Source organism: Pseudoduganella sp. HUAS MS19 (genome assembly GCF_053615455.1).
Genome location: NZ_CM132133.1, coordinates 3,005,574 through 3,031,761 on the forward strand (window position 1 = coordinate 3,005,574; position 26,188 = coordinate 3,031,761).

The 26,188-nt window shown below is 65.4% G+C and carries 22 protein-coding genes; 14 read left to right on the top strand and 8 right to left on the bottom strand.

The annotated features are described in order from the left end of the window. Positions 1–5: 5 nt before the first annotated feature. Both ACWBU6_RS13805 and ACWBU6_RS13810 read right to left on the bottom strand, forming a co-directional pair. The gene (locus ACWBU6_RS13805) at positions 6–1,262 is read right to left on the bottom strand and encodes a TCR/Tet family MFS transporter (protein ID WP_452649345.1); all 1,257 of its coding nucleotides are present in this window, start codon (positions 1,260–1,262) and stop codon (positions 6–8) included. Further along, positions 1,259–1,909: an HD domain-containing protein gene (locus ACWBU6_RS13810; RefSeq protein ID WP_452649346.1), complete on the bottom strand. Its 651-nt coding sequence runs from the start codon at positions 1,907–1,909 to the stop codon at positions 1,259–1,261. Before ACWBU6_RS13810 ends, ACWBU6_RS13805 begins: the two co-directional genes overlap by 4 nt. Positions 1,910–2,054: 145 nt before the next feature. On the opposite strand from ACWBU6_RS13810, the gene ACWBU6_RS13815 reads away from it, so the two are divergent. Together ACWBU6_RS13815 and ACWBU6_RS13820 are read left to right on the top strand one after the other, a co-directional pair. Continuing rightward, positions 2,055–2,525, top strand: coding sequence for a chemotaxis protein CheW (locus ACWBU6_RS13815; protein ID WP_452649347.1), 471 nt, complete (start codon positions 2,055–2,057; stop codon positions 2,523–2,525). Further along, complete coding sequence (locus tag ACWBU6_RS13820) at positions 2,522–4,069, top strand: methyl-accepting chemotaxis protein (RefSeq protein WP_452649348.1); 1,548 nt, start codon at positions 2,522–2,524, stop codon at positions 4,067–4,069. Before ACWBU6_RS13815 ends, ACWBU6_RS13820 begins: the two co-directional genes overlap by 4 nt. On the opposite strand, the gene ACWBU6_RS13825 is transcribed toward ACWBU6_RS13820, so the two are convergent. Next, complete coding sequence (locus tag ACWBU6_RS13825; RefSeq protein ID WP_452649349.1) at positions 4,066–4,533, bottom strand: ribonuclease HI family protein; 468 nt, start codon at positions 4,531–4,533, stop codon at positions 4,066–4,068. The two genes, ACWBU6_RS13820 and ACWBU6_RS13825, sit on opposite strands and share 4 nt — an antisense overlap. A 58-nt stretch (positions 4,534–4,591) precedes the next feature. On the opposite strand from ACWBU6_RS13825, the gene ACWBU6_RS13830 reads away from it, so the two are divergent. The 5 genes from ACWBU6_RS13830 to ACWBU6_RS13850 are packed head-to-tail and all read left to right on the top strand — an operon-like array spanning position 4,592 to position 11,985. Continuing rightward, a complete protein-coding gene (locus tag ACWBU6_RS13830; protein WP_452649350.1) occupies positions 4,592–5,956 on the top strand; it encodes an SWIM zinc finger family protein in 1,365 nt (454 codons plus the stop codon). Beyond that, the gene (locus tag ACWBU6_RS13835) at positions 5,956–7,503 is read left to right on the top strand and encodes a DUF5691 domain-containing protein (RefSeq protein WP_452649351.1); all 1,548 of its coding nucleotides are present in this window, start codon (positions 5,956–5,958) and stop codon (positions 7,501–7,503) included. Before ACWBU6_RS13830 ends, ACWBU6_RS13835 begins: the two co-directional genes overlap by 1 nt. A gap of 2 nt (positions 7,504–7,505) precedes the next feature. After that, positions 7,506–8,594 carry an AAA family ATPase gene (locus tag ACWBU6_RS13840; protein WP_452649352.1) on the top strand — a complete coding sequence of 363 codons (1,089 nt, stop codon included), beginning with the start codon at positions 7,506–7,508 and terminating at the stop codon, positions 8,592–8,594. Then, positions 8,594–10,840 (top strand): DUF5682 family protein, encoded by a 2,247-nt coding sequence (locus ACWBU6_RS13845; RefSeq protein ID WP_452649353.1) that lies wholly within the window; start codon positions 8,594–8,596, stop codon positions 10,838–10,840. The genes ACWBU6_RS13840 and ACWBU6_RS13845 overlap by 1 nt, the downstream gene beginning before the upstream one ends. Next, the gene (locus tag ACWBU6_RS13850) at positions 10,837–11,985 is read left to right on the top strand and encodes a VWA domain-containing protein (protein WP_452649354.1); all 1,149 of its coding nucleotides are present in this window, start codon (positions 10,837–10,839) and stop codon (positions 11,983–11,985) included. Before ACWBU6_RS13845 ends, ACWBU6_RS13850 begins: the two co-directional genes overlap by 4 nt. A 15-nt stretch (positions 11,986–12,000) precedes the next feature. On the opposite strand, the gene ACWBU6_RS13855 is transcribed toward ACWBU6_RS13850, so the two are convergent. Further along, positions 12,001–12,537 (bottom strand): YXWGXW repeat-containing protein, encoded by a 537-nt coding sequence (locus tag ACWBU6_RS13855; RefSeq protein WP_452649355.1) that lies wholly within the window; start codon positions 12,535–12,537, stop codon positions 12,001–12,003. Between the two features lie 108 nt (positions 12,538–12,645). Next, positions 12,646–12,885, bottom strand: coding sequence for a hypothetical protein (locus tag ACWBU6_RS13860; RefSeq protein ID WP_452649356.1), 240 nt, complete (start codon positions 12,883–12,885; stop codon positions 12,646–12,648). A 264-nt stretch (positions 12,886–13,149) separates the two neighbouring features. Between ACWBU6_RS13860 and ACWBU6_RS13865 the strand changes: the two genes are divergently transcribed. The 4 genes from ACWBU6_RS13865 to ACWBU6_RS13880 are packed head-to-tail and all read left to right on the top strand — an operon-like array spanning position 13,150 to position 18,986. Beyond that, positions 13,150–15,339, top strand: a complete 2,190-nt coding sequence (locus tag ACWBU6_RS13865; protein WP_452649357.1) for an SPFH domain-containing protein — start codon at positions 13,150–13,152, stop codon at positions 15,337–15,339. Positions 15,340–15,351: 12 nt separating this feature from the next. Beyond that, complete coding sequence (locus ACWBU6_RS13870; RefSeq protein ID WP_452649358.1) at positions 15,352–17,664, top strand: SUMF1/EgtB/PvdO family nonheme iron enzyme; 2,313 nt, start codon at positions 15,352–15,354, stop codon at positions 17,662–17,664. Between the two features lie 33 nt (positions 17,665–17,697). Beyond that, complete coding sequence (locus ACWBU6_RS13875; RefSeq protein ID WP_452649359.1) at positions 17,698–18,096, top strand: OsmC family protein; 399 nt, start codon at positions 17,698–17,700, stop codon at positions 18,094–18,096. 5 nt (positions 18,097–18,101) lie between these two features. After that, on the top strand, positions 18,102–18,986 hold the full coding sequence (locus ACWBU6_RS13880) for a pirin family protein (RefSeq protein ID WP_452649360.1): 885 nt from the start codon (positions 18,102–18,104) through the stop codon (positions 18,984–18,986). On the opposite strand, the gene ACWBU6_RS13885 is transcribed toward ACWBU6_RS13880, so the two are convergent. Beyond that, positions 18,983–20,473: an FHA domain-containing protein gene (locus ACWBU6_RS13885; protein ID WP_452649361.1), complete on the bottom strand. Its 1,491-nt coding sequence runs from the start codon at positions 20,471–20,473 to the stop codon at positions 18,983–18,985. The two genes, ACWBU6_RS13880 and ACWBU6_RS13885, sit on opposite strands and share 4 nt — an antisense overlap. Before the next feature lie 217 nt (positions 20,474–20,690). Further along, on the bottom strand, positions 20,691–21,131 hold the full coding sequence (locus ACWBU6_RS13890) for a glycine zipper 2TM domain-containing protein (RefSeq protein ID WP_452649362.1): 441 nt from the start codon (positions 21,129–21,131) through the stop codon (positions 20,691–20,693). A gap of 195 nt (positions 21,132–21,326) precedes the next feature. Between ACWBU6_RS13890 and ACWBU6_RS13895 the strand changes: the two genes are divergently transcribed. Then, positions 21,327–22,763, top strand: a complete 1,437-nt coding sequence (locus ACWBU6_RS13895) for a M20/M25/M40 family metallo-hydrolase (protein WP_452649363.1) — start codon at positions 21,327–21,329, stop codon at positions 22,761–22,763. A 61-nt stretch (positions 22,764–22,824) separates the two neighbouring features. Here the strand turns inward: ACWBU6_RS13895 and ACWBU6_RS13900 are convergent, their stop codons facing one another. After that, entirely contained in the window at positions 22,825–23,682 is an 858-nt protein-coding gene (locus ACWBU6_RS13900) for an MBL fold metallo-hydrolase (protein ID WP_452649364.1), read from the bottom strand. A gap of 156 nt (positions 23,683–23,838) precedes the next feature. Here ACWBU6_RS13900 and ACWBU6_RS13905 point away from each other — a divergent pair, with 156 nt between their 5' ends. Continuing rightward, a complete protein-coding gene (locus ACWBU6_RS13905; RefSeq protein ID WP_452649365.1) occupies positions 23,839–25,764 on the top strand; it encodes a TonB-dependent receptor plug domain-containing protein in 1,926 nt (641 codons plus the stop codon). 25 nt (positions 25,765–25,789) lie between these two features. Continuing rightward, positions 25,790–26,173 (top strand): hypothetical protein, encoded by a 384-nt coding sequence (locus ACWBU6_RS13910; RefSeq protein ID WP_452649366.1) that lies wholly within the window; start codon positions 25,790–25,792, stop codon positions 26,171–26,173. Positions 26,174–26,188: the final 15 nt, after the last annotated feature.

The window sequence follows — 26,188 nt, forward strand, 5'->3', positions numbered from 1 at the left end:
CTCGATTATGCGCCTGTTTCCGTTGTCGCCGTGGACGCCATGCGGTGCTGGCGGAAATAGCGCCGGGCGACGTAGATGCCCACCGCCTGCATCGCAGCGCAGAGGAAGAAGGTGCTGCCGATGCGCCAGTCGCTCGGCGGCAGATGGCTCACCGTACCGAGAATGGCGCCGCCCAGCAGGGGCATGACCACCGTGCCAAGGCTGCTGATCGACTGCAAGGAGCCCATCAACTCTCCCTGTTCGTTGGCCGGCGTGGCCTTCGACACGATACCTTGCAATGCCGGGCCGGCGGCGAATGCCAGCAGGTTGCACAGGATGAAGACGTACATCATCCAGCCATGCGTGGCCAGGCCGTACAGCATATAGGTGATCGCGCCCGAGGTCAGGCCAAGCAGCGACAGGCGAACTTCGCCGAACTTGCGGATCAGGACGCCGAGCAGGCCCGCTTGTACGACGGCAGCGGTCAGGCCGACGCAGAACAGGGCGGCGCCGTTTTCCGCCGGACTCCAGCCGAAACGGAAGTGGGTGTACAGCACCCAGGTCGATTGCAGCATCATTTGCGCACCGGTCACCAGGGTGAAGGTGATGACCAGGCCGCGAATATCTTCGCGCCGGGCCAGCTTGGCCAGCGAATTGAACGGGTTGACCGACACCAGCTTGAACTTGTCGCGCTGGGCTTCCGGCAGCGATTCGGGCACGAAGAAATAGCCGTAAATGAAGTTGGCAAAGGACAGGGCTGCAGCCACGTAGAAAGGCAGGTGCAGGTTGACGTCGCCCAGCAGGCCGCCCAGCATCGGGCCGCAGATGAATCCGAGGCCGAAAGTGGCGCCGATCTTGCCAAAGCTCTTGGCGCGGTCTTCATGGGTGGAGATGTCGGACGCATACGCCGAGGCCACGGACATGCTGGCCGAGGACATGCCGCCGATCACGCGGCCGATGAACAGGCAGGCCAGGTTCGGAGCCCAGGCCGTGGTCAGGAAATTGATGCCCATGCCGGCCATTGAATACAGCAGGACGGGGCGGCGGCCGACCCGGTCGCTGATTGCGCCCAGCATCGGCATGAAGATGAACTGCAGCAGGCCGAAGGTGGCGCCGAGGATGCCGTACCACAGCGCGTGCAATTCGCGGTCCTGCACGAACTGGCCGACCAGGATCGGCAGCACCGGCACGATAAGCCCGATGCCCAGCATGTCGATGAAGATGCTGACCAGGACGAAGTTCAGGTTGCCTTTCGATCTGGTGTCCGGTGCGGCCCCGCTCATGCCGCCACCGCCCATTCTGCGACGAAGCTGTCGCGGAAGGCCAGCAGCTCCCGCAGGCGTTGCTCCCCCAGTGCGCGGCCGGCGGCGGTTTGCATGGTGCCGGGCAGGGTGGCCAGTTTTACCTCGATGTGGTCCAGCGAGTAAGCCTTGTCATTGCGTTCGCGATTGACGGCAAGGGGATCGTCCGGATGCGCCAGCGCTGTGCCCATGCGGCCTGCAATATAGAACATGCGCGCCAGGCCGACGGCGCCCAGCGCGTCGAGGCGGTCGGCGTCCTGCACGATGCGCGCTTCGAGCGTGGTTGGCGCAAGCGCGGCGGAGAAGCTGTGGGTTTCGATGGCGTGGGCTACCGCCTCCAGGCGTTCGGCCGGGAAGCCGGATCCGGCCAGCTGGGTGCGCGCCAGCACGGCGGCCTGGCGCGAGGCCAGATGGCGTTGCGGGTGGTTCTTCGGCAGGTTGACCAGGTCATGCAGGTAGCACGCTGCCATGACGACCAGGCGGTCGGCCTCGGGGTGCTGTTCCAGCAGCAGCTTGGCGTTGCGCCACACCCTGTGCAAATGATTCGTGTCGTGGGCGCCGTCGTCGCCCGCCGCTGCACCGGCCAGCGCGACCAGGCGCGCTTGCCAACTGCTCAGAGAGATATCCATAAAGCCTTGGTTCCGTTTTTAGCTGCGCAATTGTGCCATGTATTTATCGCAAGCTTGTATGTTTCTCTAGAGCAAAATTGTTGATGATTATTTTATTGGGCTACGGTAACATTATGCTGTCATCGTTCATAAGTGAAAAATTATCATGACCACAACAACCAGCCAAGCTGCCGAGTTCCTGGCCTTTACCCTCGGGCAGGAAGAATACGGCATCGATATCCAGAAGGTCAGCGAGATCCGCAGCTATGAGAACCCGACCCGCATCGCCAGCGCGCCGGACTACGTGAAGGGCGTGATCAACCTGCGCGGCCTGATCGTGCCGATCATCGACATGCGCGTGCGCTTCCAGCTTGGCGAGCCGACTTACGGCCCGTTCACCGTGGTCATCATCCTGCATATCGGCAGCCGCACTGTGGGTATCGTGGTCGATGCGGTGTCCGATGTAACGACCCTGCAGCCGGAACAGATCAAGCCTGCGCCGGACATCAGCGGCTCGATGGATACTCAATACATCACCGGCCTGGGTACCATCGATGACCGCATGCTGATCCTGGTTGATATTGAACGCCTGATGTCGTCTGCCGACATGGGCCTGATCGAGAAGATGGCGGCATGAAATTCCTGAATAACATGAGTATCGGCAAACGCCTGGCTTTCGGCTTTGCCGTAACGCTTGCACTGTCCATCGTGATTGCCGCCATCGGCGTATGGCGCCTGCAGCAAGTGGCCGGCGCAACGCGCCAGATGATGGAAACGCCGCTGGCCAAAGAACGCATGATCTCCGATTGGTATTCGAAGATCGATAGTGCTATCCGCCGCACCACGGCCATTGCCCGCAGCAGCGACCCATCTCTGGGTGCCTTCTTCGCCGACGAATCGAAAGCCTCCACGGCCGCTTCGTCGGACCTGCAGAAACGCATCGAGCCCCTGATCGGCGATCCTGATGAAAAAGAGCTGTTCGACCGCATCATGGCCCAGCGCAAGGTGTACATTGCTTCGCGCGACCAGGTCGCCAAGCTGAAGACCGACGGCGAACTGGAGCAGGCGAACGAGGTATTTGAAAAGACTTATCGCCCGGCTGCCGCGCAGTACCAGGTGCTGGTGCAGGACCTGCTGTCCATGCAGCGCGGGAAGATCGACTCCATCGGTAAGGAAATCGACAGCGTTTCGGCCAACAGCCGCAGCCTGTTGACGGTGCTGGCCGCACTGGCGGTGGCGTTTGGCGCGGTGTGCGCCTTCGTGCTGACCAAGGGCATCACCACGCCGCTGTCGCGCGCGGTGGAAGCGGCGCGCCGTGTGGCTGCGGGCGACCTGACCGGCGACATCCGCGTGCACGGCAGCGACGAAACCGGCCAGTTGCTGGGCGCCCTGCGCGACATGAACCAGGCCTTGCTGAACATCGTCAGCGAAGTGCGCAACGGTACCCATTCGATCACCATCGCTTCCAGCGAGATCGCGGCGGGCAACCAGGACCTGTCGGCGCGCACCGAGCAGCAGGCCGCGTCGCTGGAAGAGACCGCGTCGTCGATGGAAGAACTGACCTCGACCGTCAAGCAGAACGCCGATAACGCGCGCCAGGCCAACCAGCTGGCCGGTGCGGCGGCTTCGGTGGCGCGCAAGGGCGGCAGCGTGGTGTCGGAAGTAGTGGGTACCATGGAATCGATCGACGCTTCCTCGCGCAAGATCGTGGACATCATCACCGTGATCGACGGCATTGCGTTCCAGACCAATATCCTGGCGCTGAATGCGGCGGTGGAAGCGGCGCGCGCCGGCGAGCAGGGCCGCGGCTTCGCGGTCGTGGCGTCCGAAGTGCGCAACCTGGCGCAGCGTTCGGCCGCTGCGGCGAAGGAAATCAAGCAGCTGATCGGCGACTCGGTCGAGAAGGTCAACGCGGGTACGCGGCTGGTGTCGGATGCGGGCAATACGATGGAGGAAATCGTCTCCAGCGTGCAGCGCGTGTCGGACATCATCAGCGAGATCACCGCTGCCAGCGCCGAGCAGAGCTCCGGCATCGACGAAGTCTACAAGGCTGTCGGCCAGATGGACCAGGTCACGCAGCAGAATGCCGCGCTGGTGGAGGAAGCGGCTGCCGCCGCCGAATCGATGCAGAACCAGGCCAGCAACCTGGCCGAGGTGGTCAGCGTGTTCAAGGTTCGCTAAGCATTGCCTTCGCGGACCGCCTGTTGCGACAGGCGGTCCGCATCGCCATTCCTGTGGCGCGGCACCCAGCGCACATGCACTTGTGCCAGTGCCGCCATCAGCTGCCCAACCCGGGCGCGATGCTCCTCCAGCGCTTTCGCCCCTGACTGCGGCGATACCAGCACATCCTGCACTACCACCTGGCTGTCGCCGAACACCAGCAGTTCCGGCACGCCCAGTTCCACGGCCTTTTCCAGCGCTGCGATCAGGGCGAGGTATTCCGCATCGCCACTGCTGCCGTGGCCTGCCCGGCGGCTGATCTCCACGCGCTCCCCGGCAGGGCCGGACAGCAGTACGCCGATGCCGATGCGGCCAGGGTTGGGGTGGGCGGAACCGTCGAACCACGCGCGCCATGCGGCCGGGGAGGCGGGGGCGGATTGGCGGGCGAGTTTCTCGGCGTGCGCACGTTCTTGTTTGATTGACATAGGTAAATATATTTGCAACACTTGCGGCTCGTTTTACCCTCCACTTTAACAGGTGATTGTGAGCCTTACTGCCGAACAAATCCTGGCGCTTGCGCCGGACGCAGCATCCGCCAAAGCTGGCACCGGGCAGGCCAGCTTCTCAAAATGGTCCGGCCTCGGCGGGCATGCACAAGCCCTGTGGGGGCTGTGCCAGGGCAGCGGCAAGGAACCTTACCGTGCCCAGATCGACCTGGCCGGCCCGGCCTTCAAATGCAATTGCCCCAGCCGCAAATTCCCCTGCAAGCATGGCATCGGCCTGTACCTGCTGTATGCGCGCGACAGCGCCGCTTTCAAGGAGACCGATGCGCCCCAGTGGGTGAGCGACTGGCTGCAAAGCCGCGAAGAGCGCAGCGAGAAAAAAGCCGCGAAAGAAGCCGAAGCGGCAACCCCGGAAGCGATCGCCGCGCGCGAAGCAAGCCAGCAAAAACGCCAGGAGAAACGCCAGGGCAATGTGGAAGCCGGACTGGCTGTGCTGGACGCCTGGCTGGAAGACCTGGCGCGCGACGGCCTGGTTACGCTACGCGGCAAGCCGTCGCGGGACTGGGAAGCGATGGCGGCCCGCCTGGTCGACACGCAGGCGCCGGGACTGGCCTCGCGCGTGCGCCGCCTGGGGCTGGCGATTTATGGCGGGAGCGGCGACGGCTGGGAGCTGGCCGCGGCGCGCGAACTGGCGCAACTGGCACTTTTGCGGCAGGCCTACGGGCGCCTGTCCTCGCTGCCTGCCGGCTTGCAGCATGAGGTACGCGCGGCCATCGGCTGGGTGACCAGCCAGGACGAAGTCGTGGCGCAGCCGGGTGTCCACGACCGCTGGCTGGTGCTTGGCGCGCGTACGCAGGAGGATGGCCGCGTGGGGAGTTGCGCAACCTTCCTGCGCGGCGCAAGCAGCGGTCGCTGGGCCATGCTGCTGCAGTTTTCGGCAGGCAGCCAGGCCTTGCCGCCAGCGCCGCCGACCGGTGCCATTTACCAGGGGACCGTGCATTACTACCCCGCCGCGTTGCCGATGCGGGTGGTTTTCGCCGACGATATGAAGCTGCTGGATGCCGCGCCTGGCGCGGAGCCGGCCACCGCGCCGACGGAGCTCGGCGAGGAGCTTGAGCGCTATGCGCAGGCCTTGGCCGCCAATCCCTTCCTCGAATCCTGGCCGATGGCGCTGCAACAGGTGACGCCTGTCCATCATGCGGGCAAGGCCATGCCGTGGTCGCTGCGCGGCGCCAATGGCGATGCACTGGCGGTGGATGCGGCCTTCCGCCAGGGCTGGCAGCTCCATGCGCTGGCCGGCGGCCATCCCCTGCAGGTTTTCGGCCTGTGGCATGGCTATTCCTTCCTGCCGCTGTCGGCCTGTGCCGGCGGCCGCAGTTTCAATCTCGATGGAGGCAATGGCTGATGCAGCTGCCGGTTAATTTGCATAAGGCCGTGCTGGCGGGCACCAGCCGCGTTCCGTTCGATGCCGCAACCGGGGTGGCGCCTGCGTTGCTGCCTGTGGCCGGACAAAACCTGTGGCATGCACTGGCCGCGCAGGACCTGTGGCAGCGCGCAGGTTTCCGGCCCGCTGGCGGCATTGATGCCCCGCCGGCAGCGGCCCCGGATGGCACCGCGTGTCCGCGCGCCGCCGAAGACATCCTGCTATTGCTGATGCGCGGCATGCATGCAAGCCTGCTGCCAACCTGGCTGACGCTGGCGCATGCGAGAGGCGTGAGCCTGCCGCATGCCTGCCTGGTGCCTTTGCTGGAGCAGGGCATGGGCAAGCCGGCACTGCGCGAACAACTGATGCCGGTGCTCGGCGAGCGTGGCCGCTGGCTGGTGACGCAGCACCCCGAGTGGAGCGCGAAATACGTTGCCGGCGCCGACGATGCGGCTGCCGTGGACCTGGCGTGGAATACCGGCGGCCCGGCGCAGCGCGCGGCGGCCTTGCGCGCGATGCGCGCCGCCGATCCCGCCGCAGCCCTGGCCAGCCTGCAAAGCGGCTGGGCGCAGGAGGCGGCCGACTTGCGAGGCGCCTTGCTGCCATGCCTGGAAGTGGGACTGTCCCTGGCCGACGAGGCTTTCCTCGAGGCAGCGCTGGAGGACAAGCGCAAGGAAGTCCGTGGCGCAGCGCGCGAGCTGCTGGCGATCCTGCCGGGCTCCCAGCTCAGCGCACGTTGCGCGGCGCGCATGGAAGCCTTGTTTTCGCTGCAGCCCAAAGGAGAGGGCCAGTTGCCCGCATTGGAAGTGACCTTGCCGGAAGCCTGCGACAAGGCGATGAAGCGCGACGGCGTGGGCGCCGAAAACCCTTACCACATGGGCGAAAAGCAGTCCTGGATGTTCAATATGATGCAGTGCGTGCCGCCCGCCCATTGGGCTGGACGCTGGGGCGTGTCGCCGGCAGGCGTGCTGCAGGTGATGCAGGCATGCGAGTTCGGGCGTGTGCTGCAGGAGGGCCTGGTGCACGCCATCGGCCTGTCCGCCCGGGCCGGTTCGCCGCAGGCGGCGGACTGGTTCGTCGCCATCCACGCCTCGAAAGTACCTAATGCCCGCGTGCTGTCGGCCAGGTTCGCCGAGATGGCCATGGCCCTGGCGCCGGCGGAGCGCGAGCGCGTGCTGCATGCCTGGCTGGAATGCGGCAAGGCCCAGGGCGTACCGGATGCGTTGATGCTGGCGCGGCTGATGGCGAGCGAAGGCGGCGCCCCGGTGTCGCCGGCCGCGTCGCGCCTGTTGCTGGGCCGGCTGCAGCAGATGATGCGCGAAAAGGATGCGCCGGGCTATGCGATGAAGCTGGAGTTCGACACGATGGCTACCTTGCTGGACACCGGCGAAATGGATTACCTGGAACAGGGATGGCCGGAGCCGGCATGGGCGCATTGGGACAACTGGCGCCAACTGGTCGATGAATTGAAAGAAGCGCTGCGCTTTAAGAATACGCTGCACCGCAGCTTTATGGACAATAAGGAATGAGCATGGCTAACGAGATCAAAGTACTGCGCCAGAGCGCCGAACAGCAGTTTGCGCATGAACTGGCGGCGTTGAAGGAAGCCGACCAGCGCCAGCGCCCGCCGAACTGGGAACTGTCGCCCTGGGCGGTCGCTACCTATCTGCTGGGAGGCACGCTGGATAACGGTTTCGAGATTACGCCAAAGTACATCGGCAAGCGCCGCATCATCGAGATCGCCGTGGCCACGCTGGCGACCGACCGCGCCTTGCTGCTGCTGGGTGTGCCGGGCACGGCAAAGTCCTGGGTGTCCGAACACCTGGCGGCGGCCATCAGCGGCAATTCCAACCTGGTGGTGCAGGGCACGGCCGGCACGGCGGAAGAGACCATCCGCTACGGCTGGAACTATGCGCAACTGCTGGCCAAGGGCCCGAGCCAGGATGCCATCGTGCCAAGCCCGGTAATGCGCGCCATGCGCACCGGCAAACTGGCCCGCATCGAAGAGATGACCCGCATTCCATCCGAAGTGCAGGATGGTTTCATCAGCCTCCTGTCCGAAAAGATCCTGCCGATTCCCGAACTGGATGAGTACGTGCAGGCGGCCAAGGGCTTTAATGTGATCGCCACCGCGAATGACCGCGACCGCGGCGTGAACGACTTGTCCAGCGCCCTGAAGCGCCGGTTCAACACGGTGGTGCTGCCGCTGCCGGACAGCGCCGACGAGGAGGTGAGCATCGTCGAGAGCCGCGTCGCCAGCCTGGGGCGCGCGCTGGAACTGCCGATCGAGAAGCCGGCGCTGGAGGAAATCCGCCGCATCGTCACCATCTTCCGCGAACTGCGCGCCGGCCAGACCGAGGATGGCAGGATCAGGCTCAAGTCGCCCAGCGCCAGCATGAGCACCGCGGAAGCGATCTCGGTGGTCACCAACGGCATGTCGCTGGCGGCGCACTTTGGCGACGGCATGCTGCGCGGCGCCGACATGGCGTCGTCGGTGGTTGGCGCCATCGTCAAGGATCCGGTGCAGGACCGCGTGGTCATGCTTGAATACCTGGAAACCGTGGTCAAGGAACGCGAAGGCTGGAAAGACCTGTACCGCGCCTGCCACGCAGTGCTCTGATGGCCCTGCATTTCTTCGGCATCCGCCACCATGGCCCGGGCTGCGCGCGCAGCCTGGCGCAAGCTTTGCAACAGCTGCAGCCGGACGCGATCCTGATCGAGGGGCCGCCGGAAGCGGACGAGCTGCTGGCGCTGGCCGCCCATGCGGAGATGCGCCCGCCGGTGGCACTGCTGGTGTATGCGCCGGCAATGCCGCAACATGCCTCGCATTTCCCGTTCGCCGAGTTCTCGCCGGAATGGCAGGCCATCCGGTACGGCCAGTCGCATGGCGTGCCGACGCGCTTCATCGATTTGCCGATGGCGCATACGCTGGCGGCGCACATGTCGGTTCCGGCCGGGGAAGACGGCGACGGCGAAGCGGACGCCGAGGACGCGCCGCGCCCGGGGCGGCGCAGCGGCGACGCCATGCTGCAGCTCGCGCAGGCCGCCGGATTCTCCGACTTCGAGACCTGGTGGGACCACCTGGTCGAGCAGCGCCACGACAGCCTGGAGCTGTTTGCCGCTATTGAAGAAATGATGTCGGTGGCGCGCAAGTCGCTGGACGAGCCGCTGGCGCCGCGCGAAGCCCAGCGCGAAGCGCATATGCGCCAGATGATCCGCGCCGCCCAGAAACAGGGCTATGATCGCATTGCCGTGGTGTGCGGCGCCTGGCACGTGCCGGCCCTGCGCGACATGCCCACTGCAAAGCATGACAAGGAGGTGCTGAGCGACCTGCCGAAAGCCAGGGTTGCCGCGACCTGGACGCCCTGGAGCTACGGCCGCCTGAGTTTTGAGAGCGGCTATGGCGCAGGCGTGCAAGCCCCCGGCTGGTACCACCACCTGTGGAATACGCCGCAACGCGCCTCCACCTATTGGCTGACCGATGCTGTGCGCCTGCTGCGCAAGCATGGGCTGGATGCCTCGTCGGCGCATGTGATCGAAGCGCTGCGGCTGGCCGAAAGCCTGGCCGCGCTGCGCGACCGCTCGCGCGCCGGCCTTGGCGAACTCCTGGAGTCGCTGCAAAGCGTGCTGTTCGGCGATAGCGATGCGCCGCTGCGCATGATCGAGCGCGAATTGCTGGTCAATGACCGCCTCGGCGCAGTGCCGGCTGAAACGCCGGCTTTGCCGCTGCCGGCGGACGTGCGGCAGCTCCAGAAAAGCTACCGCATGGCGCCGCGCGCCGACCAGCAGGAGCTCGAACTGGACCTGCGCCAGCCGAAGCACATGGAAAAGAGCGTGTTCCTGCACCGCCTGTCCTTGCTGGGCATCGATTGGGGGCGCACCCGTGCCGTCAGCAACAAGAGCGGCAGCTTCCATGAAAAATGGATATTGGCATGGGAGCCGGATTTCGAGGTGCGCCTGATCGAAGCCAACGTCTGGGGCGCGACCGTGGAAACGGCATGCAATGCGCGCCTGGTGCACCTGGCGCGCAACGCGACGCGCCTGGCCGACGTGACCGGGCTGGCCGAACAGATGCTGCTGGCCGATGCGCGCCACGCCGTGCCGGAAGTGATGGCGCGCATGCAGGCCCTGGCTGCGACCACCCACGAAGCAGGCGCCTTGCTCGAGGCGCTGGCGCCGCTGGCCAATGTGCTGCGCTACGGCAGCACGCGCAACACCGATACCGCCAGCGTGGCGCAGGTCATGGACGGCCTGGTGCAGCGCGCCTGCATCGCCTTGCCGCTGGCGGCGCGCGGCATCAACGAAGAGGCGGCACAGGTATTGTTGCGGCAACTGCTGCAGGCGGACAGTGCCATCGGCCTGTTGCAAAAGCCCGGGCACCGCGAAGCATGGCTGGCAGCGCTGGTGCAATGCACGCGCGGTCAGGCGCATGCGCTGGTCGCCGGCCGCGCCGTGCGCATCCTGCTGGAGCAGCAGCACTGGCAGGTGGAACAGGTGGCGCAAGCCTTGTCGCTGGCTTGCACCAATCCGGTCCAGCCCTTGTCCAGCGCCGAATGGCTGGAGGGCTTCCTGCAGGGGAGCGGCTTGCTGCTGGTGATGAACGAGCTGCTTTGGCAGATCCTGCAATCCTGGGTCGCCAGCCTGCCCGGGGACACTTTCATGGAACTGTTGCCGCTGCTGCGCCGGACCTTCGCCACTTTCGAGGCGGCCGAGCGGCGCCAGCTGGGGCAGCGTGTCGCGACCGGCGCGGTCGCATTGGCGCCGGCGGCCGCCGCTGCCGGAACGGATGAAACGCGCGCCGGCCTGGTGCTGCCGGTATTGGCGGCCCTGCTGGGTCCTGTCGAAACTAGCGAGGTGGCAGCATGAGCGTCAAGCAGTGCTCACAAGAAGAACTGGAACGGCGCTGGCGCCTGATGCTGGGCAGCGAGGCCGATAACCTGCCGCTGCAGCAGCAGGACGCGGCGCTGGACCGCACCCTGGCCGCGCTGTACGACCCCGGCGAGCGCCGCGGCGGCCTGCAAGGCTCGGCGCCGAACGTGGCGCGCTGGCTGGGCGATATCCGGCAGTACTTCCCGAGCAGCGTGGTGCAGCTGATGCAAAAGGATGCCATGGACCGCCTGGGCCTGCACCAGATGCTGCTGGAGCCGGAAATGCTGCGCAGCGTGCAGCCGGACGTGCACCTGGTTGCCACCATGCTGTCGCTGAACCGCCTGATGCCCGGCAAGACCAAGGAGACGGCGCGCCAGGTGGTGCGGCAAGTGGTGCAGGAGCTCGAGCGCAAGCTGTCCAACCCGATGCGCCAGGCGGTCAGCGGCAGCCTGAACCGGGCGGCCCGCAACCACCGGCCGCGCCACAACGAAATCGATTGGCTGCGCACCATCAAGGCCAACCTGCGCCATTACCAGGCCGACTACCAGACCATCGTGCCGGAACGGCGGGTCGGCTTCGCCCGCAAGACGCAGGCCTTGCGCGATATCGTGCTGTGTGTCGACCAGAGCGGCTCGATGGCGCCTTCCGTGGTGTATGCGAGCATCTTCGCAGCGGTGCTGGCGACCATCAAGGCAGTCAGTACGCAGGTGGTGGTGTTCGATACGGCAATCGTGGACCTGACGGACTTGCTCAGCGATCCGGTTGAAGTGCTGTTCGGCACCCAGCTTGGCGGCGGCACCGACATCAACCGCGCATTGGCCTACTGCGAAGGCCTGGTGCACCGTCCGCAGGAGACGATCTTCGTCCTGATCAGCGATTTGTACGAGGGCGGGAATGCGGCGCAAATGCTGGCCCGGGCGCGCGCCATGGCGGCCAGCGGCATGCAGATGATCTGCCTGCTGGCACTGGACGACAATGGCGCACCGGGCTTCGACCGGCATCATGCCGCGCAATTTGCCGCGATGGGAATTCCCTGCTTTGCCTGCACGCCGGACAAGTTCCCGGACCTGATGGCCGCCGCCATCCGCAAGCAGGACCTGGCCGCCTGGGCCGCGCAACAGGAGATTGCGGTTGCGGGCTAGGCGGCCCTGGCGCCGTTAGCGGCGGTAAGGGTTGTCGGGGCGATGGTCGTAGCGGTTAGGTACGCCGTCGCCATCGCGGTCCCGGTCGCGGCGGTTTGGCACGCCGTCGTTGTCGCGGTCGCGGTCATAGCGGTCCGGTACGCCGTCATGGTCGCGGTCGCGATGCCGGCCGCGATGGTGGTCGCGGTAGTAGTTGTCGCGGTGGTAGTCACGGTAGCCGTAGCTTGGGCGGCTATCGTAGACGGCCCAGCCGCCCTCGCGCCATCCCCAGCCGTTGTCGACACGGACCCACTGCGACGGGTGATAGCGATAACCCGGGCGTTCGTGCAGCCAGTGGCCAGCCACCCAGACGTGGCGGTAACCATCCCAGCGCCATACGCCGGGCGCCCAGACGTAGCCGTAACGCGCCGGCGGCACGCTTTCAAACCGCAGTGGTGGAGGAGCGTTGCCGATCACGACGCTGAAATCAACCTGCGCCAGCGCGGCGGTCGGTGCGAATGCAACCGTGCCAATTGCCAGGGCGGCTGCAGCGATGAGTTTCGATTTGAACATGGCTTTTCTCCTGTGTGGTGATGCGCTGAGTTCAATATACCAAGCGCACCGCCGCGGAGATAAGCCTGATTCAGTTTTTTACAAATCGCGCAGCGAAGTAACAATTGCTCAGATATTGCCGTCTTTGGCCGCCTTGCGCTCTTCCGCCAGCGAGGCTTGCTTTTCCGCTTCGCTCATGCGCTTGGCAGCCACCACCACGACCGGCACCGCAGGCGCTGCCCGGGACGCGCTGGCGTAGTTGGCCGGCGCCGCGGCTTCGGCAGTACGGTTTTCGAACACGAAGTTGGCGGCACAGGCCAGGCCGAGAATGGCGATGAACAGGGCTTCGAAGTTGCGCAGGACTTTCATGATGTTCTCCGGTTGAGGACTATCCATGTGCCCACTGTAGCCATCCGGGCTGCGGCTGGCCACCGCCGTGCGACAAGCGGTCTGAAACGTGGTGTGAAATGCAAAAAGACGGGGCTTTTGCGGCCGAATCGCGAACAGAAGGGAAATCCCCCTTCATACGGAACGAATGGATGGGCTGCCCGTGTGCCAAGATAGGGAGGTGCGTATTGGGCGCATGGCGCCCCTGTTACAATCGACAGGCGCGGGTCAGAGAAGGAGCAGGAAATGTTCAAGATGTTTGGTTTTGGCGGCGTGAAGTGCCCGCGATGCGAGCACCGCAACGGCGACTCCTCCGACTACTGCAGCCAGTGCGGCCTGTCGCTGGGCGCGCCGGGCAACGCGCCTGTGTTGCGCGATAACCGCTGGATGCCGGCTCACGATGAGCTGGCGGTGTTCTTCGGCGTGCGCCAGCTATCGGGCATCTTCAGCAAGACCCTGCACGTCCCGGCCGCGGCGCGCGCTTTCATCCTGCAGGGCGAGCAGATTACCGAGGTGCCGCAGGGCGATTACGAGCTCGATGGCTTTTTTGCCCGCCTGGGCAAGCTGCTGCGCGAGCAGCGCGGCGACATCCTGGTCACGCGCACGGCGCCATTGCCTGTCGACTTCAATTTCACCGACTTGCACAGTGCCGAATTCCTGAAACTGGCGGCCCAATTCACGGTCGGCCTGACGGTTGACAACGTGCCGGCTTTTGCGCGGCATTTCATGACTGCGCCGGGCACCGTCACCACCTTGCAGCTGCACGACCTGCTGGCGCCGGCCATGCGCCAGCTTGCGGCGGAGTTCCTGGGCAGCCGTTCGGTGCGCGATATGGCCAGTTCCAACGCGCTGCGCGAACAGCTGAACGAACGCCTGCACAGCGCACTGGGGCAGCGGCTGGCCGAATATGGCCTGGCAGCGGTGCAGGTGGAAACATTGTCACTTCGGCATGATAAGTACGATGACAACCGCGAGCGCGAGGGCAGCCTGTTCCTGGTGGCCGACGAACGCCAGCGGCAGCTGGAACACGTCAAGCAGCTCGACCAGCTTTACAACGAGGAAGAATGGCAGGCGATCAGCCGGCAGGAGCAGAAGATGCGCAGCGATTTCCGCCGGGCCGAGCTCAAGGCCGACGCCGAGGAGCAGCTGCAGGCCATCCGTGCCCGCGAGATCGACCTGTATGGCCGTATTGTCCAGGCCAGGACGCGCAAGCAGGCTTTCGAGCATGGCGCCGGAGCGGCGCTGGCCGACCTCGAGCACGAACTGGCACGCCGCAAGGCCGTGCATGCCGGCGAGGCGGCCCAGTGGGACCAGGTGCGCCGGCTGGCGCAAATCAAGATGCGCACCGAGATGGAGCTGGCGCAGCAGGCCGGCTTGGAAGAAAAGGCCATGGCCAGGCAGCGCTTCTCGCACCAGCTGCACCAGCAGCAGCTGCAGCACCGCATCCAGCAAGCCCTGGCCATCGAGGACGAGGAACACCGGCGCAAGCAGCTGCAGCTCCTGCGCAAAGCTGAAATCGACGCCCAGCAGCGCGAGCAGGAAATCGAGGCCGAGCATCACCGGGCAAAATTCCAGGGCCTGGCGCTGGCCAACGCAGCCCGCCATCGCGAGTCCGAGCGCATCGCCGAATGGGAAGAAGAACAGCACCTGGCCCGCAAGCGCGAGCTGGCGCGCGGCGAGGAAGCCAAGGATGCCGGCGCGAATGTCCACGTGGCGGAAATCAGCGCCAAGCTGGAAGAACTGAAGCGCAGCGGCGCCGCGGCCGAATCGGTCGCCCAGTACGAAAAGCTGCTGCGCACCATCGAAGCGGACGGGGTGCAGCAACGGCAGGGGCAAAACCTGGCGCGCCAGGCCATGCTCGACCAGGTTGCCGTCGAAGAGCAGCGCCTGGAACTGAAATTGCGCGACCAGGAAGCGCAGTGGCAGCAGTCGCTGAAAAAGATGGAAGTGGAGCGCGAAGAGCGCTTCAACCGCTGGAAAGTGGAATACGACAGCATGGTGGCGCAGCAGCAGCATGCTGCCGAACTGGCGCGCATCGATATCGAGCGGCTGGAAGCGGTCGGCCGCATGAGCGATACGGCCAAGATTGCGCTGGCCGCGACGCCCAATGCCGAAGCGCTGTCGCGCCTGATGCGCCAGCAGGCGCAGGCCGCGATGTCGCCGGAGCAGCTGCAGGCGCTGGCTGGCGTGGTGGCGGCCGAGAACAGCATTACCCCGGCCGAAGCGCTGCGGCTGGCGCGCGAGGAGGTCAGGGAAGAACGTTCGTATCGCAACAATACCGGCGACAAGGAGCGCCAGCACCAGCTCGACCTGCTGCGGGCGCAGGCCAGTGCCGGTGCCGCGGCCGCGCGCCGTTGCCGAAATGGCCATATTGTGCCGACCGATTGCGGAGATGCGAAATTCTGTCCAGAATGCGGGGCGCCGCTGGCGAGGTAAAGCACGAGAGAGATGCAGACAGCCCGAGACAAGATCCGCGAACTGCGTGCCCTGCACGAAGATGGCCTGTTAAGCCTGCAAGAGTTCGACCGCCGCAAGAATGCCATCCTGGACGCCGAGTACGCGCCCCCGGGAGGGGCGGCAGCGCCCATCAGCATCCCGCGCCAGGGGACGGAGCTGGGCCTGATGGCCGGCCAGGAAATCGGCCCGCACAACCGGCGCTACCGCCTGGAGCGCCTGATCGGCATGGGCGGCATGGGCCAGGTGTGGCAAGCGACCGACCTGGCGACCCATGCGGAACTGGGCCACAGCGCCGTGGTTGCGCTGAAGATCCTGCCGCCCCAGCTCACCCAGAGTCCGGCCCACGCCAAGCTGCTGATTGAAGAAGCCACGCAGGCGCGCCGGCTGGCGCATGACAATATCGTGCGGGTCTACGAATGGGCGCAAGATCCGGCCACGTCCAGCTATTTCATCATCATGGAGTGCCTGGAGGGCCAGGATCTCGATGCCTGGCTGGGAGAACACGGCAAGGCCACGCCGGCCCAGGTCGAGCAGATGCTGCGGCCGGTGGCCGATGCGCTGCAATATGCCTGGGACAAGCACCGCCTGGTACACCGCGACCTCAAGCCGGGCAATGTGTTCCTGACCAGGGCCGGCGAAATCAAGCTGCTGGACTTCGGCATCGCCTCGCGCGCACGCTCGACCGGCACCGATCTTGGCATGGCGGCCCCGAATGCCGGCACCGCCGGCTATCGTGCGCCGGAAGCCGGCACCGGCCAGGGCACGCCCCGGCCGCAGCTCGATGTCTACGCCGTCGCGGTCATGATCTACCAACTGCTGGAAGGCCGGTTGCCGTTCGACCAGCCGACGGCGCTGCTTGAACCGCCCAAGCCCGCGGCACTCAATGCGCAGCAATGGGAAGTGTTGAAGCACGGCTTTGCCAACCGCGCCGGCGAGCGCCCCGAGTCGGTGGCCGAATTGCTCGACGCATTGAAGCGGGCGGCCGAGCCGAGCGCCGAGGAAGCGGCGCAGCAGGCAGCCGCGCGCAAGGCCGAACGGGCCGCGGTGGAGCAGCAGGAACGTGAAGCGCGCGCCGCCCGCGATCAGCGCGCCCGTGCCGACGCCATCGCCCGCGCCGAGGAGGAGGAGCAGCGACGCCAGAAAGAGCTGGAGCTTGCGGCACGGCGCAAGGCCGAAGCCTTGGCGGCGGCGCAGGAACAGGCGCGCCAGGAGCAGCTTCGCCGGGAGCAGGAGAAGCAGCGCAAGCTGCAGGCGGAACAGGAAGCGAAAGAGCGCAAGGAACGCCTGCGCCAGCAATTGATCGCGCGCCGCGATGCCGACGCGCTCAAGGCCCGCCAAGCCGAGGAGGAATACCAGCGCAAGATGGCGCAGCTGAAAGCGGAAGCGGCCTATCGCGCCGAGCAGGAACGCCATCGCAAGGAACAGGCGGCGCGCAAGGCAGCCGAACTGGCGGCACTGCTGCCAAGCGCCAGCAGTCCAGTAGCCGACGCGGAGGGCGTCCTGCGCGACCGGTTCGCCGATGGCAGCGGCGTCGGGCCGGACCTGGTGCTGATCCCGACAGGACGCTTCCAGATGGGTTCATCCGAGCATGAACACAAGATCGCCGTCAAGGCAGGCGCCCAGAAAACCTGGCTGGACAAGGAATTGCCCGCGCATTGGGTTGGCATCGAGCAGTCTTTCGCGCTGGGCCGCTATCCGGTCACCGTGGGCGAGTGGCGCGCCTTCGTGAAGGCGACGGGCTGGCAATCCAGGATGGACGTGGACTGGGAGCAGCCCGGTTTTGCCCAGGATGAGCGCCACCCCGTGGTGTGCGTGAGCTGGCACGATGCCCAGCTCTACCTGCAATGGCTGAGCGAGAAAACCGGCCAGCAATACCGCCTGCCAAGCGAGGCGGAATGGGAGTACGCCTGCCGTGCCGGCAGCCACACGGCATTTAGCTTCGGCGACCAGATCACGCCGGAACACGCCAACTACGACGGCCATTTCACCTACAACGACGGCCCGAAAGGCAGCAGCCATGGCGGCACCACCCGCGTCGGCAGCTACCAGCCGAATCCCTGGGGCCTGTTCGACATGCACGGCAATGTCTGGGAGTGGACGCAGGATACGGTGCACGACAACTACCTCGGCGCGCCGACCGATGGCAGCGCGTGGGAGCAGGGCGGCGACAAGGCACGCCGCATCCTGCGCGGCGGCGCCTGGCTGTACCAGCCGCGCTACCTGCGTTCGGCACTGCGCAACGGCTATTCCGCGCTGCTGGCGAACGACGTGGTGGGCTTCCGCGTGGCCCGCAAGTTGGTGTAAATTGCTGGCTAAACCAACAAGCAGGAAACCTATATGACCGTTAAAGTAGTCCGCGACCAGTCGCTCCCGATGCGCAGCATCCTGCATGTGCGCAACCACATCGTTTCCGTCGACGGCACGATCGAAGAAGGCGGCAACGACGCCGGCCCTTCGCCGCACGACCTGTACGACGCCGCTGTCAGCGCCTGCAAGGCCCTGACGGTGATCTGGTACGCCCGCCGCAAGGGCATCCCGGTGGAAGACGTGCACGTCACCACCGAGCGCGATGCGAGCGAAGAACGCAAGGGCATCTACCGCCTGGCGGCAACCCTGCACCTGAGCGGCGAGCTGACGGATGAACAGCGCGAAGAGTTGCTGGCCATCTCGCAGAAGTGCCCGGTGCACAAGCTGATGACAGCCGTGACGACCGAAATCTCCACCAGACTGGGTTAATTGCCATGAGCATTGCGCAACTCCTGAAAGGCCACGAGAAGGACCTGGGCGGCGGCTTCGTCGTGCGCCGCTACCTGCCGGCAGCAGTCAAGCAGGCAGTAGGCCCATTCATCTTCTTCGACCATTTCGGCCCGGTCGACGTGCCGGCCGATGCCGACCATGACGTGCGTCCGCACCCGCATATCGGACTGGCTACCGTGACCTACCTGTTCGAAGGTGCGATGGAACACCGCGACAGCCTGGGCACGCTGCAGCGCATTGAACCGGGCGCCATCAACTGGATGACGGCCGGCCGTGGCATCGTACATTCCGAGCGCACCCCGAAGGACCTGGTGGGCGTGCCGCACCGCACCCACGGCTTGCAGTTGTGGGCTGCGCTGCCCAAGGCGCATGAGGAGGACGAGCCTTCGTTCGCCCACACCCCGGCAGCGACGATTCCGGAAATGGCAGTGGACGGGGCAAAGGTGCGCGTCCTCATTGGCTCGGCTTTCGGCCACACCTCGCCGGTGAAGACGTTCAGCCAGACACTGTACCTGGACGTGAGCCTGAAGGCGGGCCAGCAACTGGCCCTGAACGGCCTGCCGCCGGAAGCTGCCATCTATCCCGTCACTGGCTCGGTCGATGTCGACGGCGCGCCTGTGCCGCAGAACACCATGGCCTTGCTCAATACGTCCGCCTCGCAGCGCGTCACGGCGAATACCGACGCGCAGTTCGTCATCATCGGCGGCGAGCCGCTCGATGGCCAGCGTTTCCTGTTCTGGAATTTTGTTTCGTCGAGCAGGGAGCGCGTGGTGAAGGCGGCCGACGATTGGGAAGCACAGCGCTTCGACAAGGTTCCCGGCGAGACGGAATTCATTCCGCTGCCGAAAAGGCCTTCCTCCGCGGCTTAAGCGGTCGCCTCGGCCGGCGGCAAGTGCGCAGCGCCGCTGCGCACGATCCAGTGTTCCGGGTAAGGATCGCTGGCGAAACGGGTATGGGCGGGGATGCGGCTCAGTTTTTCCTGTTTCGGCGTCGGCGCCAGCGCGGTTTCCTTGCCGGTAAGCTGGTCGATATGCCAGAAGCCGCCCTGGTGGTGCATCAGCAACGGTAGGCTGGATGCCCTTGGCAATGCATGGTGGCGCGGCAGCGGGTAGCCAGGATGGGTGTCCGCGGCGAGCAGCACGAAGCACTCCGCCCGCGCCCCTTCGTCGATGCGGTGCAGGATCACGCCATGCGGCATCACGGCGCTCACTTCCAGCAGCACGATGCCCTTGATGCTGGCGCTCATTTCAATCTTCATGCCGGTGCGCAGCGGCACCGGCTTGTTCTTGCCCGGCCAGACGCCGTCCAGCAGAAGGCCGTAACGCGAAACGTCCTCGATTTCGAAGCCGTTGCGGGTGCGGCGGATCACCGCGTGGCGACCGGACAGGCGGCGCGTCAGGCCTGCCGAATCCGGGCCTTCGGCGCTGAAGTGGTGCAGCAGCACGTCGGCTTCAGGATCGGCCGGTTCGAAACGGCCGAGCGAGACTTCCTCCATGGCGAACAGGCGGATGTGGCGGCAGGCACCGTTTTCCGGCGCGGCATTGATGAAGCTTGCGGCCAGGGTAGGGTGGGGATGCGAAGGGCCGCTGCGCGGCTGCTCGATCTCGATCAGGTCTTCATCCCAGGCGATGGTTGAATAGCCGACATCCACCTTGCCCGGTGGGGCGCCGAGGTCGAGGTGGGCGATGCCGGCATTGCGGGCTGTGACGTCGATGTCCATGGTGTTGCCGCCCTGGGCGGACACGCGGGCAATCGCGGCATCGTCGGCCATCACGCGCACGTTCTTGTGGGTGCTGAGGAAGGTGCGGTGGATTTCGCCCAGGCTGGCGTCGACGCGCGGCACTAGGATGACAAACGTGCATTCCCACTGGCGCTGCGCGCTATCGTCCTTGCTGACGATTTCGGCGTGGATCTGGTACTGCCCATGTTCCTTGCCGCGCGAAGAGAATTCCACGAACACGGGGCGCCAGTCGCCGTGCACGGAGCGGATGAATTGCTGCTGCAGCGAGCCGTGTGGAATGAGTTCGGAGCGCAGGCGGATCGCCAACTGCGGTGCGCAATCCTGCGGCATGCCGCGCAATTCCATCTTGAGCGACTGGCGGCCGCCGGCCGCGCGCGGGTCAAAGCCGCTGATATGCAGCTGGGGGTAGAGGCGTGCCGGCGCCGGGTAGCCCGCGGCCGGAACTGCGGCAGCTGCCGGCGGGCCGCTGCGGGCGTTGCGCATCGTGTTCAGCAGCGCGAAGCTGCCGCCTTCCTCTTCCGCGGCCGGCTGCGCATGGCCGCCGGCGCACGTGCTGTCCCCTGGCATGACCCAGTAGGTGCAATGCGGATGGTCGGGGTGACAGCACTTGTTCATGGAAGGGCATTCGTAGGGATACCGCAACTTTACGCGTTTACACCGCTGCTTGGCAACACGCCTTTCCTTCGATAAAGGGTGTTTTTACCCCTGTATTCCCCGTGCGCCAAAAGCGCAACATTTTATTGCTGGAATGGAACGAAAAAAGAGGGACGTACCCCATTTTCTGCCTTCACAGAAAATGGGGTACGTCCCTCTTTTTCAGAGCGTTATCTGATTACCAACGACGGTGGCCGTGGCCGTGGCCATGGCGGTGCCGGTGGCCGCGGTCGCGGTAGTAGTACACCGGGCGCGGTTCGACATAGACCGGCGCCGGCTGGTAGTACACGCGTGGGGCTGGTTCGTAGTACACGCGCGGCGGCGGGTTGTAGTAGACCGGGGCTGGCTCGTAGTAGACCGGCGCCGGCTGCGCGTACACGCGGGTCTCGACGTAGCCGCGGCCGTGGCGGCTGCCGCCGGACAGGGAATTACCAACGGCGGCGCCTACCAGGCCGCCCACCACGGCGCCGCCGGTACCACCGTTGTGGTTGCCGATCGCGGCGCCGATGACGGCACCCGCGGCGGTGTTGAAGTCACGGTCGCCCGCGGCAAAAGCGGCGGAGGAGGCGGTCAGGGCTGCGCCCATCAGCACCAGCCCGGCAAAACGTTTGTTGAACATGGTAAGTCCCCTTTCAATCTTGGTTGGAAGCTAGATTATCCAACGGTGAAAACTTGCGCCAGTGCATATACACATTCTTACAAACTGCACAGGGGCGATAGATTTGTATCGTTAAGTTGCCCTCTCTGCAGGATCTTGTTAAATACGCTATTGTGTCAAGTTCCGAGCGAAACTTCACCTTCTCACAGGAAACGCATGAACCTCCGCAAGCCCGCATTCTCCGCCCTGTTTGTTTGCCTGCTGGGCGCAGGCTTCTCCGGCATTGCCAGTGCCGCCAACCCGAACGAGGCCGCCACCCTCGACAAGATCCGCGATGCTGCCATGCAGAGCGATTACGCTTACCAGCGCCTGGAAGACCTGACCGACCTGGTTGGCCCGCGCCTGACCGGCTCCGTTGGCGGCGCCGCCGCGGTGGAGCAGGTGGCTGCCGCCATGCGCGCCATGGGCGCCAAGGTTACGCTGCAGCCGGTCAAGGTGCCGCACTGGGTGCGTGGCGAAGAGAAGGCCGAACTGGTCGACTACAAGGGGCGTCCGGCCAATGTCACCCAGCGCGTGGTGCTGACGGCACTGGGCGGCTCCGGCGCGACCCCGGCAGCCGGCCTGACCGCGCCTGTCGTGGTGGTGCGCGACTTCGACGAACTGAAGGCCCGGGCGGCGGAAGTGAAGGGCGCCATCGTGCTGTTCGACGTGGTCTTCGACCAGGGCATGGCGGACCGTGGCCTGGCAGGCAACACCTACGGCCAGGGTTCGCGCTACCGCTCCAACGGTCCACGCATGGCGGCCGAGCTGGGCGCCGTGGCGGCGCTGGTGCGCTCCGTCGGCGGCGCCAATTACCGCCTGCCGCATACCGGCGCCACCAACCTGAAGGATGACCAGCGCATCCCGGCCGCTGCCGTGACGGCGGAAGATGCGATGCTGATCGGCCGCCTGATGAAACGCGGCCCGGTCAAGATGAAGCTGACCCTGACCCCGCAGAACCTGCCGGACACCAACACCTTCAACGTGATCGCCGACCTGCCGGGCAGCGACAAGGCCGATGAAGTGGTGATCGTATCGGGCCACCTCGATTCCTGGGACCTGGCGACCGGCGCGCATGACGATGGCACCGGCGTGACCACTTCGATGGGCGTACTGCAAACCATCAAGCAACTGGGGCTGCAGCCGCGCCGCACCATCCGTATGGTGGCGTGGGCAAATGAAGAGAACGGCCTGAAGGGCGGCAATGCCTACTATGAAGCCAACAAGGGCAAGCTGGAAAAGCAGTTTGCCGCGATCGAGACTGACGGCGGCGTTGGCCGTACGTTCGGCATCATGGGCAGCGTGCGTCGCGAAGCGGAGAAATATTTTGCGCCGGTGAGCAAAGCGCTGCTGCCGATCGGCGCCGGCGTGTTCAACCGGCGCGATTCGGCATCGGGCGCCGACGTGCACCAGCTGGAAGCGGGCGGCGTGCCGGCCTTCATGCCTTACGTCGATACCAGCGCCTACTTCAATTACCACCATACGCCGGCCGATACCTTCGACAAGGTCGACCCGGTGAACATGAAGAAGCACGTCGCCGTCATGGCCGCGCTGACTTGGTTCCTGGCCAACACCGACGACCCGATCGGCCGCGCCCCGGAACAGTTGAAATAAGCTGAGCCCGTGGCAACCTTGGGGTCTGACCCCACGGTTGCCACGGGCGCGGCAGTAGTGGCTACAGGGCGTTCAGGGGGATCTTGAGGTAACGCACGCCGTTATCCTCGGCTTCGGGCAGGTGGCCGGCGCTGAGGTTGACCTGAATCGCCGGCAGGATTAGCACCGGCATCTGCAGCGTGGCGTCGCGCTTGGTGCGCATGGCCACGAATTCTTCTTCGCTGACGCCGTCGCGGATGTGGATGTTGGCGGCGCGCTGTTCGGCCACCGTGACTTCCCAGCGCGGCTCGCGGCCGGCTGGCGGGTAGTCGTGGCACATGAACAGGCGGGTTTCCGGCGGCAGCGACAGCAGGCGGTGCACCGATCTGTACAAGTCGCCGGCGCAGCCGCCCGGGAAGTCGCAGCGCGCGCTGCCCACGTCCGGCATGAACATCGTGTCGCCGACAAATACTGCATCGCCTACCTGGTAAGCCATGTCGGCCGGTGTATGGCCGGGCACATGCAGGGCGCGTGCCTTGAGCCTGCCGATCATGAATTCCTCGTCGGCCTGGAACAGGTGGCCAAACTGTGAACCGTCTTCCTTTTCTCCCTTGCGGTTGAAGATCGCCGAGAAGGCGTGCTGCACCTTGCAAATGCCGGCACCGATGCCGATGCGGCCACCCAGCTTCTCCTGCAGATAGGGCGCGGCCGACAGGTGGTCGGCGTGGGCATGGGTCTCCAGCAGCCAGCTCACATTCAGGCCATGCTCGCGCACGAAGGCAATGATCTTGTCGGCGGCGGTCGTCGCGGTGCGCCCGGCCTTGGGGTCGTAATCGAGGACTGAATCAACGATGGCGCATTCGCTGCCGTCAGCTTCATAAATGACGTAGCTGACCGTGGATGTAACGGGGTCGAAGAACCCCTGGATCTCTGGCTTCATATCAGGATAGTAGGAAGATTCAAGCCCAGCTATTATAAAGAATCCTGATATGGCGGGCGAGGCTTATTCGTTTTACGATGAAAGCCATCCGTGTGGCGGGGAAAACTATCGTCGTGCTAAGATTTTCCCACAGTGCTTCCAGGAAGAGAGGCCGCCATGCCCAAAGCAGGCTGTTCACTGAAGTGGGGACTGGCCACTGGCTGTATCTGCAGCCAGTCGCTATCGGCAGTCGCTGCCATCGGCGGCGGCGCCACGCCGGAAAACTTTGCCAACCTGTCGCTCGAGGAATTGAGCGACGTGCGCGTGGTGTCCGTCTCAAAACGCGAAGAGAGACTGGGCGACGCGCCGGCTTCAATCTTCGTGATCTCCGCCGACGATATCCGGCGCAGCGGCGCGCGCAGCCTGGCCGAGGCGCTGCGCATGGCGCCCAACCTGCATGTGGCGCAGACGCCTGCCGGCAATTACATCATCACCGCTCGCGGCTTCGCCGGCAACAGCGCCAACAAGCAATTGGTAATGATCGACGGCCGCTCGGTCTATACGCCGCTGCTGTCCGGCGTGTCCTGGGGCGTGCATCAGCTTCCGATGGACGCGATCGAGCGCATCGAAGTGGTCAGCGGGCCAGGCGGCACCCTGTGGGGGACCAATGCCGTCAATGGTGTGATCAATGTGATTACCAAGCCTGCCGCGTCGACCCTTGGCGCGATGGCCGACCTGCGCTGGGGGCAGGCGCAGTCGGGCGCAGCCTTCCGCTATGGCGCGGCGATGGATGATGGTGCCTGGCGCGCTTATGGCATGGATTACGCAATGCCGCATGGCGAAACCCTGGATGGCAAGTCGCTGGGCGATGCCTGGCACATCGCGCAGGCGGGTTTCCGCGCCGATTGGCTGCGCGGCAGCGATGCGCTTACGTTGCAGGGCGATACTTACCGTATCGGCGCAGGGCAGGTCTCGGCGGCCGCGGGGAGCGCGCTGCCAGCGGCAACCATGCGCGGCGTTAACTTGATGGCGCATTGGACGCGCCAGCTATCCGGGGGAGCCGGCATATCCTTGCTGGCCTATTATGATGGTACGGACCGCAACCAGCCCGGCGTCTACAAGGAGAACCTGGACGTCGCCGACGTGCAGGCGCTTTATAATTTCGCGCCCCTTGGCCGTCACACGCTCGCGCTTGGCGCCGAATACCGCTTCGCGCGCGACCGGGTGGTGGTCACCAGCGGTACCGCATTCCGGCCCGAGCGAGCGATCATGCATTGGACCAGCCTGTTCGGGCAGGACACCATTGCCCTCAGCGATCAGTTGAACCTGACGGGCGGCCTGCGCATGGAACGCAATATGTACACGGGCACGGAATGGCTCCCCAACCTGCGCCTGGCGTGGAAGGCGACACCGTCGACTTCCTGGTGGGCCGCCTTGTCGCGCACCGTGCGGGCTCCGTCCCGCGTTGACCGTGAAATTTACCTGAACGCCGGTCCGCTCGGTACGCTCACAGGCGGCCCGAACTTCAAATCCGAGACGGCCCGGGTCCTGGAAATCGGCCTGCGCCAGCAGTTCGGCAACCGCGCCAGCTATTCGCTCACGCTCTATCGGGCACTGTACGACAAGCTGCGTACCATCAAGCCCGTTGCTCCGCTGGCACTTGAAATTGGCAACGGCATGGAAGGCGAAACGCGTGGCCTGGAAGCCTGGGGCAGTTTGCAGGCTGGCCCTGACTGGCGGCTCAGCGCAGGCCTGACCCTGATGCATGAGGAGTTTTCGCTTAAGCCGGGCGAGGCCGACTTCCGCAACCGTTCGCTGACGGGCAACGCGGACCCGCGCCGCGTGGCGAAGCTGCGCTCATCCTACACCTTGGGTGAGGGACGTGACCTGGACCTGACTTTGCGCCATGTCGGCCCGCTGCGCTTTACCACGGCGCGCGGCTATACCGCGCTGGACATCAACTTCAACTGGCAGCTCAAGCCGGGGCTGGAGCTGGCCGTGGGCGCCAGCAATGCATTGGACCGCGACCACGAGGAATTCAGCGGCAACACCCGGCTGTCGCTGGGGCGCGGCGCCTATGCCAGGGTCATAAGCCGCTTCTAAGGCGGGCATGGTAAGATCGCTGCCCATGAAATCCATGATCCGTGTCATTGCGCTTTGGCTAATGCTGGTGGCTTTGCCCTTCCAGGGTTTTGCCTCGGCCAGCATGCTGCTGTGCGGCGCGGCCAAGCCGGCCAAAGCGGCCATGCAGGCCGCGCACGGGGCGGATCACGATCATGCCGCGATGCTGGCGTCTGCCCAGCAGGACGACGCTAGCGGTGCGCATTGCGGCGGCAACACGCATGGCAGTGCCATGGGCGATTGCTGCGTGGGCGCCGCATTGGCCTACGCCTTGCCGCAACCCGCAACGCAACCCCAGCTTGCAGAGCGCCTGCGCCTGCCCGAACCTGTGCCGCCTCTGCCGGTCGACCTTGCCCTGCCCAAACGCCCACCGCGGGCGATCCTTGCCTGATCCCTGCCAGCCGTG

What these genes read in the sequence shown, in the direction of transcription:
- ACWBU6_RS13805 (WP_452649345.1), bottom strand. Translation starts at nt 1,262, where the DNA reads ATGAGCGGGGCCGCACCGGACACCAGATCGAAAGGCAACCTGAACTTC.
- ACWBU6_RS13810 (WP_452649346.1), bottom strand. Translation starts at nt 1,909, where the DNA reads ATGGATATCTCTCTGAGCAGTTGGCAAGCGCGCCTGGTCGCGCTGGCC.
- ACWBU6_RS13815 (WP_452649347.1), top strand. Translation starts at nt 2,055, where the DNA reads ATGACCACAACAACCAGCCAAGCTGCCGAGTTCCTGGCCTTTACCCTC.
- ACWBU6_RS13820 (WP_452649348.1), top strand. Translation starts at nt 2,522, where the DNA reads ATGAAATTCCTGAATAACATGAGTATCGGCAAACGCCTGGCTTTCGGC.
- ACWBU6_RS13825 (WP_452649349.1), bottom strand. Translation starts at nt 4,533, where the DNA reads ATGTCAATCAAACAAGAACGTGCGCACGCCGAGAAACTCGCCCGCCAA.
- ACWBU6_RS13835 (WP_452649351.1), top strand. Translation starts at nt 5,956, where the DNA reads ATGCAGCTGCCGGTTAATTTGCATAAGGCCGTGCTGGCGGGCACCAGC.
- ACWBU6_RS13840 (WP_452649352.1), top strand. Translation starts at nt 7,506, where the DNA reads ATGGCTAACGAGATCAAAGTACTGCGCCAGAGCGCCGAACAGCAGTTT.
- ACWBU6_RS13845 (WP_452649353.1), top strand. Translation starts at nt 8,594, where the DNA reads ATGGCCCTGCATTTCTTCGGCATCCGCCACCATGGCCCGGGCTGCGCG.
- ACWBU6_RS13850 (WP_452649354.1), top strand. Translation starts at nt 10,837, where the DNA reads ATGAGCGTCAAGCAGTGCTCACAAGAAGAACTGGAACGGCGCTGGCGC.
- ACWBU6_RS13855 (WP_452649355.1), bottom strand. Translation starts at nt 12,537, where the DNA reads ATGTTCAAATCGAAACTCATCGCTGCAGCCGCCCTGGCAATTGGCACG.
- ACWBU6_RS13860 (WP_452649356.1), bottom strand. Translation starts at nt 12,885, where the DNA reads ATGAAAGTCCTGCGCAACTTCGAAGCCCTGTTCATCGCCATTCTCGGC.
- ACWBU6_RS13865 (WP_452649357.1), top strand. Translation starts at nt 13,150, where the DNA reads ATGTTCAAGATGTTTGGTTTTGGCGGCGTGAAGTGCCCGCGATGCGAG.
- ACWBU6_RS13870 (WP_452649358.1), top strand. Translation starts at nt 15,352, where the DNA reads ATGCAGACAGCCCGAGACAAGATCCGCGAACTGCGTGCCCTGCACGAA.
- ACWBU6_RS13875 (WP_452649359.1), top strand. Translation starts at nt 17,698, where the DNA reads ATGACCGTTAAAGTAGTCCGCGACCAGTCGCTCCCGATGCGCAGCATC.
- ACWBU6_RS13880 (WP_452649360.1), top strand. Translation starts at nt 18,102, where the DNA reads ATGAGCATTGCGCAACTCCTGAAAGGCCACGAGAAGGACCTGGGCGGC.
- ACWBU6_RS13885 (WP_452649361.1), bottom strand. Translation starts at nt 20,473, where the DNA reads ATGAACAAGTGCTGTCACCCCGACCATCCGCATTGCACCTACTGGGTC.
- ACWBU6_RS13890 (WP_452649362.1), bottom strand. Translation starts at nt 21,131, where the DNA reads ATGTTCAACAAACGTTTTGCCGGGCTGGTGCTGATGGGCGCAGCCCTG.
- ACWBU6_RS13895 (WP_452649363.1), top strand. Translation starts at nt 21,327, where the DNA reads ATGAACCTCCGCAAGCCCGCATTCTCCGCCCTGTTTGTTTGCCTGCTG.
- ACWBU6_RS13900 (WP_452649364.1), bottom strand. Translation starts at nt 23,682, where the DNA reads ATGAAGCCAGAGATCCAGGGGTTCTTCGACCCCGTTACATCCACGGTC.
- ACWBU6_RS13905 (WP_452649365.1), top strand. Translation starts at nt 23,839, where the DNA reads ATGCCCAAAGCAGGCTGTTCACTGAAGTGGGGACTGGCCACTGGCTGT.
- ACWBU6_RS13910 (WP_452649366.1), top strand. Translation starts at nt 25,790, where the DNA reads ATGAAATCCATGATCCGTGTCATTGCGCTTTGGCTAATGCTGGTGGCT.